This is a genomic window from Sphingomonas crocodyli (genome assembly GCF_004005865.1).
GTDB classification, from domain to species: Bacteria; Pseudomonadota; Alphaproteobacteria; order Sphingomonadales; family Sphingomonadaceae; genus Rhizorhabdus; species Rhizorhabdus crocodyli.
The window spans coordinates 552633-564230 of the sequence record NZ_SACN01000002.1 but is presented as its reverse complement, the minus strand read 5'-3'; the positions used below and the strand labels follow the sequence as shown (position 1 = coordinate 564230).

The window sequence follows — 11598 nt, the reverse complement described above, 5'->3', positions numbered from 1 at the left end:
GTCCCCCTCCCCGTTCCGGGGAGGACTTTAGGAGAGAGCCGCCTCCACCGCCGCTGCCGCGTGCAGCGTCGTCGTGTCGAACAGGGGCACGGTGCTGTCGTCCTCCCCCACCAGCAGCATGATTTCGGTGCAGCCGAGGATGATCGCCTGCGCGCCCTGCGCCACCAGACGCGCGATGACGCCGCGATATTCCTCGCGCGATTCGTCGCGGACGATGCCGGCGATCAGCTCGTCATAGATGATGCGGTGGACGGTCGCGCGATCGGCGTCGCTCGGCACGATCACCTCGCCGCCGATCCCGGCCGCGATACGTTCGCGGTAGAAGGGCTTTTCCATCGTGAAGGCGGTGCCGAGCAGGCCCACCTTGTCAAAACCCGCCGCGCGGATCGCCGCCGCCGTGACATCGCCGATGTGGAGCAGCGGGATCGCGATCGCGGCCTGCACCGCATCGGCGGCGATGTGCATCGTGTTGGTGGCGATCAGCAGCATGTCCGCGCCACCCGCCTCGATATGCCTGGCCTCGGCGACCATCATCGCCTCCAGTCCCGCCCAGTCGCCGTCATGCTGGCGCGTGGCGATCTCCGCGAAATCGACCGAGAGCATCAGCGTGCGCGCCGAATGCGGGGGGCCGAGCCGATCGCGCACCCCACGGTTGATGAGCGCGTAATAAGCGGCGGAGCTTTCCCAGCTCATCCCGCCCAATATGCCGATCGTCTTCACCTTTGCCTCCAGCGACGGCGCAGTGCGATGATGTAGATGATCACCGCCACGCTCGCGAACAGGAACCACTGCACCGCATAGCTGCGATGGTTGTTGGGGATGTCTCCGATTTCGGGCGGCAGGCTCGGCTGATAGCCGGGCACCGGGCTTTCCATGACGACAAGCCAGGGGAGCGGATGGCCGGCGCCCTTGATCACACGCGCGGCCAGTTCGGGATCGGGCACGAGGCGGCCGATCGAGGCGAGCGCGGTGCCGTTGGACGGGGGCACCGGCTTTGCGCTGATCCCGCTCCACCCGATATCCGCCATCATCGTCCGCCCGTCGGCCAGCGCGCAGCCGACGAAGTTGCGGAAGCCGGTTTCGGACCGCTGGTTACGCCCGCCCTGCTGGATCGGCGCGCTCGTGACCGTGCAGGCGACATGCGCGCGGCGGAAGGCGACGCTGTCGATCGCATCGTCTGCGGGAATGCCCGGAACCGGATCCTTGCCGACCGCGGCGGTGTAGGTGGCGAGCATGCCTTCCTTCCACTCGGCACGGCGGACCTGCCACAGGCCGAGCCAGATCATCGTCGCGACCGCGGCGGCGACAAGGATGGTCGGGAGGATGGGAACCGGCTTCATGGCTTGATGATCCGCCCTTCGCGCGCGGCGTTGCGATATTCGAGCGCGAGCAGCAGCCCCTTGGCGAAGCGCAGCGACACGATTGTCAGCCCGATCGTGAGCGGCAGCCACAGGATCACATGCACCCACCAGGGCGGCGACACCGACAGTTCGACGACGATCGCCAGCACCGACACGATCGCGCCGATGATCAGGATCAGGAAGGCGGCCGCGCCATCGCCGACGTTGAACCCGTCATAATCGAGGTCACAGCCCCGGCAGCGGCTGGCGAAGCGCAGGAAGCCCGCGAACAGCCCCGGCGCGCCGCAACGCGGGCACAGGCCGCGCAGGGCGGCGTCGACCGGAGGGGGGGGCGTGAGGTCGCTCATCGCGCTGTCCCTAAACGACGAAGGGCGCGGTGACCATCGCCACCGCGCCCCTTTGTCTTGCGTCCGAAGCTTCGGATCAGCCGGCGTGAACCGCTGCGCCCCAGCCGCCCCAGACATAGACGACGACGAAGAGGAACAGCCACACGACGTCGACGAAGTGCCAGTACCAGGCCGCCGCTTCGAAGCCGAAATGCTGCTTCGGGGTGAAGTCACCCTTATATGCGCGGATCAGGTTCACGATCAGGAAGATCGTGCCGACCAGCACGTGGAAGCCGTGGAAGCCGGTCGCCATGTAGAAGGCGGCGGCATAGTTCAGCCCCTTAAAGCCGAACGGCGCATGGGCATATTCGTAGAACTGGATGCACGAGAAGATCGCGCCCAGGATGATCGTGAGCCACAGCCCCTTCTTCAGACCATCGCGATCGCCGTGCAGCAGGGCGTGGTGCGCCCAGGTGATCGTGGTGCCCGAGCAGAGCAGGATCAGCGTGTTGAGCAGCGGGAAGTGGAAGGCGTCGATAACTTCCAGGCCCTTGGGCGGCCACAGGCCGGCGGCGTGCGTGATGCTGTTCGGCCCCTCGATCAGCGAGACGACGCCGTCTGCGACCTGCACCGGGGCGGGGAAGAGCGAGAAATCGAACCACGCCCAGAACCAGCCGACGAAGAACATCACTTCCGAAGCGATGAACAGGATCATGCCGTAGCGCAGGTGCAGCCCGACGACAGGCGTGTGATCGCCGGCATGCGCTTCCTTGATCACGTCCGACCACCAGAAGAACATGGTGGCGAGAACGCCGATGAAGCCGGCGATGCCGATGGCCGCGCCATAAGGCACGGCGTGCATCCACATCGTCAGGCCACCGAAGAGGGCCAGCGCCGACATCGAGCCCATGAAGGGCCACGGGCTCGGCGGTAGGATGTGATAATCGTGGCTCTTCGCTCCGGCCATGTTCGTGCCCCTGATGCTCGTATATGGTTGGCTTTGCCGTCCCTTAACCGCCCGTCGCCGGCGAATCCACAGCGGATTTGTCGGGAAAGAAGGTGTAGGACAGCGTGATTTCGTTGAACTTGCCCGCTTCCTTATCCTTCAGGATCGCGGGGTCGACATAATAGATGACGGGCATGCGCACCGTCTCTCCGGGCTTCAGCGTCTGACTGGTGAAGCAGAAGCACTGGATCTTGGTGAAATAGGCGCCGGCCAGCTCGGGCGTGACGTTATAGGCCGCCGTGCCGGTGATGGGCTCGTTGCTGAGATTCTTCGCGACGAAGAATGCCATCTTGCGCTGGCCGATGACGATCCGCTCGCTCTTCTTTTCCGGCGCGAACTGCCACGGCAGGTTGGGCGAGACATTCGCGTCGAAGCGGATGTCGATCATCTTGCCCGCCACCTCGCCCGGCGTCGCATCGGCGGCCGCGCGCATCGGCGTGCCGCCAAAGCCCGTCGCCTGGCAGAAGATGCGATAGAGCGGCACCGCGGCATAGCCGAGGCCAAGCATCGCGATCGCCATGAACAGGGCGATCAGCGCAACGCGACGGTTGCGATCTGCAGGGGCGGCCGCGCTGCTCACAGCATCTTGGCGATCGAGATCGCGTAGAACAGGATGACGAGCGCGCCCAGGATCACGGCGGTGACAACCGCGCGCGACTTCTGCTTGCGGCGAATCTCGGCCTGCTGTTCGGGCGTGAAATCGGTCATGCGAACACCTTGTCGGCAACGAGGAGGCCGAAGATCGCGAAGAGATAGGCGATCGAGAAAGCGAACAGATGGCGTTCGGCCTTCATCGCGGCGGGATCGGCAACCCGGCTGAAGCCGACGCGAATCGACAGCAGCAGGAAGATGGCCGAGAGGATCGCGGTGCCCACGCCATAGATCGCGCCGGTCAGGCCCAGCGGCCAGGGTGCGACGGCCGATGCGACCATCGGCAGCGTGTAGAGCAATTGCTGGATGCGGGTGACGCGCTGCCCCGCGACGGCGGGCAGCATCGGCACGCCGGCGCGGGCATAATCCGAGTTGATGAACAGGGCGAGCGCCCAGAAATGCGGCGGCGTCCACAGGAACACCGTGGCGAACATCAGGACGGGGAGCATCTCCACCCGGCCCGTCGCCGCGGCCCAGCCGATCATCACGGGGAAGGCGCCCGCCGCACCACCGATCACGATGTTCTGCGGGGTCCGGCGCTTCAGCCAGATCGTATAGACGACGACATAGAACAGGATCGAAACCGCGAGGATCGCGGCCGACAATATGTTGACCGCGAGGCCCATCAGCAGGACCGAGAAGGCGGCGAGGCCGACGCCGAAGTGGAGCGCGGTCTGGCGATCCATCCGGCCGGCGGGCAGCGGGCGATTGGCGGTGCGCTTCATCACCGCGTCGATATCCGCTTCATACCACTGGTTGAGCGCACCCGCCGCGCCCGCGCCGAGCGCGATGCAGAGGACGGCAGTGAAACCCAGAACCGGATTGATATGCGCGGGTGCGGCCAGCAGCCCGCACAGCCCGGTGAAGACGACGAGCGTCAGGACGCGCGGCTTGAGCAGCGCGACGAAATCGCGCCATTCGGCCGTGGTCGTCTGGGCTTCGGAAAAAGGCTGGCTCGCCATCGTGATACGCCAATCCTAAACTACAGGATCCCTAACCGAAGCCGCCGCTTTGACGGTGTCGTCGAAGCGGCGGCCCCTCATTCCTTGGTCGTCAGAGCCGATCAGTGATGATCGTCGTCGCCGATGTGCGGCAGCTGCTCGAACTGGTGGTACGGCGGCGGGCTCGACAGCGTCCATTCGAGCGTGGTTGCACCCTCGCCCCAATAGTTGCCGTCAACCTTGCGACCGGCGAACAGCGACCAGAAGACGTTCACGAAGAAGAAGATCATCGAGAAGGCCATCAGTTCGTAGCCGTGGGTCGCGAACGAGTTCCACTTTTCGAAGGCGTCCGGATAATCCGGGATACGACGCGGCATGCCGTCGAGACCCAGGAAGTGCATCGGGAAGAACAGGACGTTCACGCCGATGAAGAACAGCCAGAAGTGAATCTGCGCCAGCCACTCATTGTACTGGCGACCAGACATCTTGCCGAACCAGTAGTAGAAGCCGGCGAAGAGCGAGAAGACCGCGCCCAGCGACAGCACGTAGTGGAAGTGCGCGACCACGTAGTAGGTGTCGTGCATGTAGTTGTCGACGCCGCCGTTCGCGAGGAGAACGCCGGTGACGCCGCCCACGGTGAACAGGAAGACGAAGCCGATCGCCCACAGCATCGGGACTTCGAACTTGATCGAGCCGCCCCACATCGTGGCGATCCAGGAGAAGATCTTGATGCCGGTTGGCACCGCGATCACCATCGTCGCTGCGGTGAAGTACATCTTCGTGTCGACCGACAGGCCGGTCGTGAACATGTGGTGCGCCCACACGACGAAGCCGACGACGCCGATCGCGACCATCGCGTAGGCCATGCCGAGATAGCCGAAGACCGGCTTCTTCGAGAAGGTCGAGATGATCTGGCTGACGATGCCGAAGCCCGGCAGGATCATGATGTACACTTCGGGGTGGCCGAAGAACCAGAACAGGTGCTGGTACAGGATCGGATCGCCACCGCCGGCCGCATCGTAGAAGGTCGTGCCGAAGTTACGATCGGTCAGCAGCATCGTGATCGCGGCGGCCAGAACCGGCAGCGACAGCAGCAGCAGGAAGGCCGTAACCAGCACCGACCACACGAACAGCGGCATCTTGTGCAGGGTCATGCCCGGCGCGCGCATGTTGAAGATGGTGGTGATGAAGTTGATCGCACCCAGGATCGACGAGGCACCCGCGATGTGCAGCGCGAAGATGCCCATATCGACCGCCGGACCCGCCGAACCGCTGGTCGACAGCGGCGCATAGACGGTCCAGCCGGTGCCCGCGCCGTTACCGGTGCCGCCCGAGACGAACGCCGAGCCGAGCAGCAGGGCGAAAGCCGGAATCAGCAGCCAGAACGAGATGTTGTTCATCCGCGGGAAGGCCATGTCCGGCGCGCCGATCATGATCGGAACGAACCAGTTGCCGAAGCCGCCGATGATCGCGGGCATGACCATGAAGAACACCATGATCAGGCCGTGGGCCGTGATCAGCGCGTTCCACAGGTGGAGCGAGGTATCGAAATCCGGATTGCCGCCCATCAGCGCGGTCCAGGTCTGCAGATACTGGATGCCCGGATGCGCCAGTTCGGCGCGCATCAGGCCCGAAATCGCACCGCCGACGATGCCGGCGAAGATCGCGAAGATCAGGTAGAGGGTGCCGATGTCCTTATGGTTGGTGGACATGAACCAGCGGGCGAAGAAGGCCGGCTTATGATCGCCGTCGTGATGCGCATGATCGTCATGCGCATGGAACTCGGCCGGATGTGCGGTGGTGTCGGTCATCTTGTCTGGCCCTTAATTCTGCGCGGGCTGAGAAGCGGCGGGCTCGGCGGCGTTTTCGCCGGCCGGAGCCGCCTCGGCGGGGGCCGCAGCGGCCGGAGCCGGAGCGGCAGCAGGCGCCGCAGCGGCCTCGCCCTCACCCGGCATCTTGCCGCCCTTCGAACGGACCCATTCGGCATACTTCGCGTCGGACACAACCTCGACCGCGATCGGCATATAGCCGTGGCGCGCGCCGCACAGTTCCGAACACTGGCCGAAATAGAGGCCTTCCTTCTCGGCCTTGAACCAGGTTTCGTTCAGACGGCCGGGGACGGCGTCCATCTTGGTCCAGAAGGCGGGAACCGCAAAGCTGTGGATCACGTCGTTCGAGGTGACGATCAGCTTCACGACCTTGTTGACCGGAACGACGACGCGCTCGTCGACCGCGAGGAGGCGGGGGCCATCCTCGGGCTTGCGCTTGTCTTCGGGCAGCATGTTCGAAACGAGTTCGAAGTCGCCATTATCCGGATACTGATAGGTCCAGTACCACTGGTTGCCGATCACCTTGATCGTCACGTCCGCCTTGGGCTGCGCATATTGATGCGCGAGCAGGCGGATCGAGGGGACCGCGATCACGAGCAGGATCAGGACCGGAGCCAGCGTCCAGACGACCTCGATCATCGTGTTGTGGCTGGTCTTCGACGGCACCGGGTTGGCGCCGGCGCGGTAGCGAATCGCCACCCAGACCAGGAGCATCAGCACGAAGACCGACATGATCGTCATGATCGGCATCAGCAGCGAATCGTGCATCCACTGCGCATCATGGCCGATCTGGGTGACCTGCGGCTGCAGCTTGAAGCCGCCGGGGATCGGCTGACCGATGTCCGCCGTCGGGGCCATGTGCTGGAACGCGGGCTTCGCAGCCACAGCCTCTGCCCCGGCTGCGGGTGCTGCAGGCGCAGCAGCGGGAGTCGCGGCCGGAGCCGCCTCCTGCGCCATCGCCGCCGCGGGGGCGAGGGCCAGCGCCAGCCCCATGATCATCGTCTTGAACGTCTTCATCTTACCCCCGGTCAACGCGGCGGAAACCCACGGCTTTGTTATCGGGCCCGTCGAAAATCGAGCGCCTTATAGGCGTCGCTCCCCGCGCCCTCAAGCACTGGATGGCGCGGAATGCAAGCGGTTGAAGCGATTATCGCACACGCCTATCTGGGCCGATGCTGCAAAGCGGCGATATTGAAAGCCAAGCCGGGGGATATCGAATGACCGACGAAGAGGTGCTGGCCGAGTTCCGTGAGGCCGAGGCGCTGCTCGAAGGCCATTTCATATTATCATCGGGCCTGCGCAGCCCGCGCTACCTGCAATGCGCGCGGGTTTTGATGAACCCGGCGCGGGGCGAAAGACTCGCGCAGGCGCTGGCGCTCAAGATCCCCGACAAGATCAAGATCCAGCTCGAAGCCGTCGTCTCGCCTGCAATGGGCGGCGTGATCGCCGGGCACGAAATGGGCCGCGCGCTGGGCCTCGACGCGATGTTCGTCGAACGGCCCGAGGGCGTTTTCGGCCTGCGCCGCGGCTTCCGCCTCAATCCAGGGCAGAAGGTGCTGCTGATGGAGGACGTCGTGACGACGGGCCTTTCGTCGCGTGAGGCGATCAAGGCGGTGGCGGAGGCCGGCGGCGAGGTGATCGCGGCTGCGTCCCTGATCGACCGGTCGAACGGCACCGCCGATCTGGGCGTCCCCTTCTTTCCGCTGATCCGACTCGAAGTGCCGACCTATGCGCCCGACGCGCTGCCGCCCGAACTGGAGGCGATCCCCGCGGTGAAGCCCGGAAGCAGGGCCAAGCCGTGAGCCACCTCCGTCTGGGCGTCAACATCGATCACGTCGCGACGATTCGGAACGCGCGCGGCGGCGCCTATCCCGATCCGATCCGCGCCGCGATCGTCGCGCAGGAGGCGGGGGCCGACGGCATCACCGCGCATCTGCGCGAGGATCGCCGCCACATCATCGATCAGGATATCGCCCATCTGATCGGCGCGATCGCCCTGCCCCTCAACATGGAGATGGCGGCGACCGAGGAGATGCTGGCGATCGCGCTCAAGCATCGCCCCCACGCCGCCTGCATCGTTCCCGAACGGCGCGAGGAGGTGACGACCGAGGGCGGCCTCAACGCCGCGGGCCAGCACAATCACCTGAAGCCGATGATCGCGCGCCTTTCCGACGCGGGCATCCGCGTGAGCCTGTTCATCGAACCCGACGCGCGCCAGATCGAGGCGGCGCTGTCGCTGGGCGCCCCCGTGGTCGAGTTCCACACCGGCCGCTACGCGCATAGCGAGGGCGAGGAACGCGCGGTCGAGCTGCGCCGGATCGCCGATGCCGCGGCGCTGGCCGCCAAGAACGGGATCGAGCCGCATGCCGGCCACGGTCTGACCTTCGACAATGTGCAGCCGATCGCGGCGATCCCGCAGATTGCCGAACTCAATATCGGCCACTTCCTGATCGGCGAGGCGATCTTCGAAGGGCTCGGCCCCGTCGTGCAGCGGATGCGCGGCCTGATGGACGAGGCGCGGGGATGATCATCGGGATCGGATCGGACCTGTGCAATATCGAGCGGATCCAGGCCTCGCTCGATCGCTTCGGCGACCGATTCATCCAGCGCGTCTTCACCGAAACCGAGCACAGGAAGGCCGAAAAGCGACCCTTCACCCGCGCCGGAACCTACGCCAAGCGATTCGCGGCGAAGGAAGCGTTCAGCAAGGCGGTGGGCACCGGCTTCAAGGCCGGCGTCTATATGAAGGATATCGGCGTGGTGAACCTGCCGTCGGGCGCCCCCACATTGCATTTGTCGAACGGGGCCAAGGCAAGGCTTGACGCATTGACGCCGCCGGGCCACGCGGTTGAGGTACATTTGACGATGACGGACGATCATCCCTGGGCGCAGGCGTTCGTCATCCTGTATGCGCGCCCGCTTTGAGGAGAGGATCGCGGTGAGCGATCAGCCTATCGAGGTTTCGACCAGTTCGATCGAACCGACCCCCGGCAAGGATGCAAAGGCGGACAAGCCCAAGACCGACTGGCTCGGCGAGATCCGTGGCATATTGTGGCTGATCCTGGCGGTGCTCGGCTTCCACAGCTTCATCGCCAAGCCGTTCTACATCCCGTCCGAATCGATGATGCCGACGCTGATCACCGGCGATCGTCTGGTCGTGACCAAATATCCTTATGGCTGGTCCTATGTGTCGCCCAGCTTTCACGTCCTGCCCTTCATCCGGGGCCGCGTGTTCGGGCGCCTGCCCGAGCGCGGCGATATCGTGATCCTGAAGCCGCCGCAGGCCGACACCGACTTCATCAAGCGCGTCATCGGCCTGCCCGGCGATCGGATCGAGGTGCGCGGCGGAACCGTCGTGATCAACGGCGTGCCGGTGAAGCGCACGCCCGAAACCCCGGCGATGATCGCGATCGACCCGAACGTGCCGTGCGATCAGCCGCAGGTGGCCCAGTTCCGCGTCGCGGGGCCGGACGGCAAGGCCTATTGCGCGATCCCGCGCTTCCGCGAGACCCTGCCCAACGGGCGCAGCTACGATACGCTCGACCTCGGCTATTTCCCCGATATCGACGATTTCCCCGCGCTCACCATCCCGCAGGACCGGGTGTTCGTGATGGGCGACAATCGCGATCAATCGGCCGACAGCCGCGTGCCGAGTTATCGCAACGGCCTGGACGGCCCGGTGCCGTTCGAGAATATCGGCGGCCGCGCCGAGTTCATCACCTTCTCGCTCGACGGCACCAGCAAGATCTGGAACCCGATCAGCTGGTTCACCGCGCTGCGCGGCGGCCGCGCGGGCACCAGCCTGCACCCGGCGCGCGCGGCGAAGTAACGCCCCTACCCTGTCAGACGCGCCCGAGCCGCCATGAGCGCCTCGGGCGTATCGACATCGATCAGCACGCCCGGATCGTCGACGGGGAGCAGGACAAGTTTCTCCCCCGCCCCCGCGAGCAGCGCACGGCCACCGGTGTCGCCGCTGAGCCCGGCGAGTTGCGCGAAGAAGCCGCGTCCCCACACGAGCGGATTGCCACGCTGATCTTCATGGACCGGGGCGACGATCAGATCTTCGCCAGCCTTGGCCGCGAGCGCGCATAGCGTGGCGGGGGTGACGAAGGGCATATCCCCCAGACAGATGAGCGCGGCGCTCCAATCGGCCGGGACCGCGCGAATCGCGGCGGCGATGCTGTGCCCCATGCCGAGGGCGTGATCGGGCACTTCGACAGCGCCGGGGAACGGCATGGCTGGCGGAGCCGCGACGATCATCGGCAACCCCGCCGCGGCCACGGCATCCACCGCGTGCGCGAGCACGGGCTTGCCGCCGAGATCGGCCGCGAGCTTGTCGGTGCCCATCCGCCGCGAGAGGCCCGCGGCGAGGATGATCGCACCGACCGTCAACGCGCCTGCGGCTTGCGCAATGCCGCGATAGCGCCCGCGAGGATGGAGACGGCGATCTCGGCCGGATTGGCGGCGCCGATGGAGAGGCCCGCTGGCCCCTGCACCCGATCGATCGCCGCCTGATCGAAGCCGGCAGCGGCCAGCCTTTCGCACCGTTTGGCGTGGGTGCGACGCGATCCGAGCGAGGCGATGTAGAAGGCGTCGCTGCGGAGCGCCGCGATCAGAGCCGGATCGTCGATCTTGGGATCGTGGGTTAGCGTGATGACCGCGCTGCCGCTGTCGATCCGCCAGTCGGCCAGCGCCTCGTCCGACCAGCGTGGATCGACCGATACGCCATCGAAGCGCGCTGCCGCCGCGAAACCGTCGCGCGGGTCGACGATCAACGGCTGAAAGCCCGCAATCGTTGCGAGCGGGACCAGCGCCTGCGCGATATGGACCGCGCCGACGATCATCATCCGCAGGCGTGGCGGATAGGCGTTGATGAACGCACCCTCGACCGCGCCCTCGCGGGTGATGCCCGTCGCAAGGTCGGTCGACAGGACAAGTTCGCGGCCATCGGCGCGCGACGCCGCGATGCGAGCGATCAGGGCGGGCGCAAAGGCATCGGGCGCCAACGCCTGGACGAAGACCGATATCTCGCCACCGCAGGCGAGGCCCACCTGCCAGGCCGAATCGTCCGCGACGCCATAATCGCGCCGTTCGAAGCCGCCGAGCGTCGCGATCTCCTGCGCGCGGAGCAGCAGATCGCCCTCGACGCAGCCGCCGCTGACCGATCCTTCGAACAGCCCGTCGTCGCGAATCAGCGCGTGACTGCCGCGCCGGCGCGGCGCCGATCCCCAGGTTTCGATCACGGTGGCGATGGCGACGCCACGCCCCTCCCCGAGCCAGGCACGTGCGGTGTCGATCAGATGATCGAGTTCATCCTTCATGGGCGATTCGATTCGGGTGAAAGGCGGCGAATGTTGTCAAACTTGTCACTACGTCCCCGTCGGAATCGCTTCCCCGAACGATCCGCGAAGCACAGGCACGACATGTTGCAGGCAGGGCTGGTCATAAGCGAATCCTAGTGCGTCCGGCGCGCGTAGGACAGGC

General features: G+C 65.8%; 15 protein-coding genes. 4 read left to right on the top strand and 11 right to left on the bottom strand.

Translation table 11 applies throughout. From position 1 onward, the window contains the following. Nucleotides 1-27 precede the first annotated feature (27 nt). The 9 genes from EOD43_RS17330 to coxB all read right to left on the bottom strand — a co-directional run bounded on the left by EOD43_RS17330 (nucleotide 28) and on the right by coxB (nucleotide 7131). The gene (locus EOD43_RS17330) at nucleotides 28-720 is read right to left on the bottom strand and encodes an aspartate/glutamate racemase family protein (RefSeq protein WP_127745279.1); all 693 of its coding nucleotides are present in this window, start codon (nucleotides 718-720) and stop codon (nucleotides 28-30) included. Next, complete coding sequence (locus EOD43_RS17325) at nucleotides 717-1340, bottom strand: SURF1 family protein (protein ID WP_127745278.1); 624 nt, start codon at nucleotides 1338-1340, stop codon at nucleotides 717-719. Before EOD43_RS17325 ends, EOD43_RS17330 begins: the two co-directional genes overlap by 4 nt. Then, a complete protein-coding gene (locus tag EOD43_RS17320) occupies nucleotides 1337-1708 on the bottom strand; it encodes a DUF983 domain-containing protein (RefSeq protein ID WP_127745277.1) in 372 nt (123 codons plus the stop codon). Before EOD43_RS17320 ends, EOD43_RS17325 begins: the two co-directional genes overlap by 4 nt. A 76-nt stretch (nucleotides 1709-1784) precedes the next feature. Then, nucleotides 1785-2654: a cytochrome c oxidase subunit 3 gene (locus EOD43_RS17315; RefSeq protein ID WP_127745276.1), complete on the bottom strand. Its 870-nt coding sequence runs from the start codon at nucleotides 2652-2654 to the stop codon at nucleotides 1785-1787. 43 nt (nucleotides 2655-2697) lie between these two features. Then, complete coding sequence (locus tag EOD43_RS17310) at nucleotides 2698-3273, bottom strand: cytochrome c oxidase assembly protein (protein ID WP_127745275.1); 576 nt, start codon at nucleotides 3271-3273, stop codon at nucleotides 2698-2700. Continuing rightward, entirely contained in the window at nucleotides 3270-3401 is a 132-nt protein-coding gene (locus tag EOD43_RS24065) for a hypothetical protein (RefSeq protein ID WP_276318204.1), read from the bottom strand. Before EOD43_RS24065 ends, EOD43_RS17310 begins: the two co-directional genes overlap by 4 nt. Beyond that, nucleotides 3398-4306 (bottom strand): heme o synthase, encoded by a 909-nt coding sequence (locus EOD43_RS17305; RefSeq protein ID WP_127745274.1) that lies wholly within the window; start codon nucleotides 4304-4306, stop codon nucleotides 3398-3400. The genes EOD43_RS24065 and EOD43_RS17305 overlap by 4 nt, the downstream gene beginning before the upstream one ends. A 101-nt stretch (nucleotides 4307-4407) precedes the next feature. Beyond that, a complete protein-coding gene (gene ctaD, locus EOD43_RS17300; RefSeq protein ID WP_127745273.1) occupies nucleotides 4408-6096 on the bottom strand; it encodes a cytochrome c oxidase subunit I in 1689 nt (562 codons plus the stop codon). A 12-nt stretch (nucleotides 6097-6108) separates the two neighbouring features. Beyond that, a complete protein-coding gene (coxB, locus tag EOD43_RS17295; RefSeq protein ID WP_127745272.1) occupies nucleotides 6109-7131 on the bottom strand; it encodes a cytochrome c oxidase subunit II in 1023 nt (340 codons plus the stop codon). 200 nt (nucleotides 7132-7331) lie between these two features. On the opposite strand from coxB, the gene pyrE reads away from it, so the two are divergent. The 4 genes from pyrE to lepB are packed head-to-tail and all read left to right on the top strand — an operon-like array spanning nucleotide 7332 to nucleotide 9943. After that, nucleotides 7332-7916: an orotate phosphoribosyltransferase gene (gene pyrE, locus EOD43_RS17290; protein WP_127745271.1), complete on the top strand. Its 585-nt coding sequence runs from the start codon at nucleotides 7332-7334 to the stop codon at nucleotides 7914-7916. Beyond that, a complete protein-coding gene (locus EOD43_RS17285) occupies nucleotides 7913-8641 on the top strand; it encodes a pyridoxine 5'-phosphate synthase (protein ID WP_127745270.1) in 729 nt (242 codons plus the stop codon). Before pyrE ends, EOD43_RS17285 begins: the two co-directional genes overlap by 4 nt. Further along, entirely contained in the window at nucleotides 8638-9039 is a 402-nt protein-coding gene (gene acpS / locus EOD43_RS17280; protein ID WP_127745269.1) for a holo-ACP synthase, read from the top strand. The genes EOD43_RS17285 and acpS overlap by 4 nt, the downstream gene beginning before the upstream one ends. Continuing rightward, on the top strand, nucleotides 9023-9943 hold the full coding sequence (lepB, locus tag EOD43_RS17275; RefSeq protein WP_127745268.1) for a signal peptidase I: 921 nt from the start codon (nucleotides 9023-9025) through the stop codon (nucleotides 9941-9943). The genes acpS and lepB overlap by 17 nt, the downstream gene beginning before the upstream one ends. 5 nt (nucleotides 9944-9948) lie before the next feature. On the opposite strand, the gene EOD43_RS17270 is transcribed toward lepB, so the two are convergent. Continuing rightward, nucleotides 9949-10506 carry a nucleotidyltransferase family protein gene (locus EOD43_RS17270; protein ID WP_127745267.1) on the bottom strand — a complete coding sequence of 186 codons (558 nt, stop codon included), beginning with the start codon at nucleotides 10504-10506 and terminating at the stop codon, nucleotides 9949-9951. Next, nucleotides 10503-11435, bottom strand: coding sequence for an XdhC family protein (locus EOD43_RS17265; protein WP_127745266.1), 933 nt, complete (start codon nucleotides 11433-11435; stop codon nucleotides 10503-10505). Before EOD43_RS17265 ends, EOD43_RS17270 begins: the two co-directional genes overlap by 4 nt. Nucleotides 11436-11598: the final 163 nt, after the last annotated feature.

What these genes read in the sequence shown, in the direction of transcription:
- EOD43_RS17315 (WP_127745276.1), bottom strand. Translation starts at nt 2,654, where the DNA reads ATGGCCGGAGCGAAGAGCCACGATTATCACATCCTACCGCCGAGCCCG.
- acpS (WP_127745269.1), top strand. Translation starts at nt 8,638, where the DNA reads ATGATCATCGGGATCGGATCGGACCTGTGCAATATCGAGCGGATCCAG.
- lepB (WP_127745268.1), top strand. Translation starts at nt 9,023, where the DNA reads ATGCGCGCCCGCTTTGAGGAGAGGATCGCGGTGAGCGATCAGCCTATC.
- pyrE (WP_127745271.1), top strand. Translation starts at nt 7,332, where the DNA reads ATGACCGACGAAGAGGTGCTGGCCGAGTTCCGTGAGGCCGAGGCGCTG.
- EOD43_RS17320 (WP_127745277.1), bottom strand. Translation starts at nt 1,708, where the DNA reads ATGAGCGACCTCACGCCCCCCCCTCCGGTCGACGCCGCCCTGCGCGGC.
- EOD43_RS24065 (WP_276318204.1), bottom strand. Translation starts at nt 3,401, where the DNA reads ATGACCGATTTCACGCCCGAACAGCAGGCCGAGATTCGCCGCAAGCAG.
- EOD43_RS17265 (WP_127745266.1), bottom strand. Translation starts at nt 11,435, where the DNA reads ATGAAGGATGAACTCGATCATCTGATCGACACCGCACGTGCCTGGCTC.
- EOD43_RS17305 (WP_127745274.1), bottom strand. Translation starts at nt 4,306, where the DNA reads ATGGCGAGCCAGCCTTTTTCCGAAGCCCAGACGACCACGGCCGAATGG.
- coxB (WP_127745272.1), bottom strand. Translation starts at nt 7,131, where the DNA reads ATGAAGACGTTCAAGACGATGATCATGGGGCTGGCGCTGGCCCTCGCC.
- ctaD (WP_127745273.1), bottom strand. Translation starts at nt 6,096, where the DNA reads ATGACCGACACCACCGCACATCCGGCCGAGTTCCATGCGCATGACGAT.
- EOD43_RS17325 (WP_127745278.1), bottom strand. Translation starts at nt 1,340, where the DNA reads ATGAAGCCGGTTCCCATCCTCCCGACCATCCTTGTCGCCGCCGCGGTC.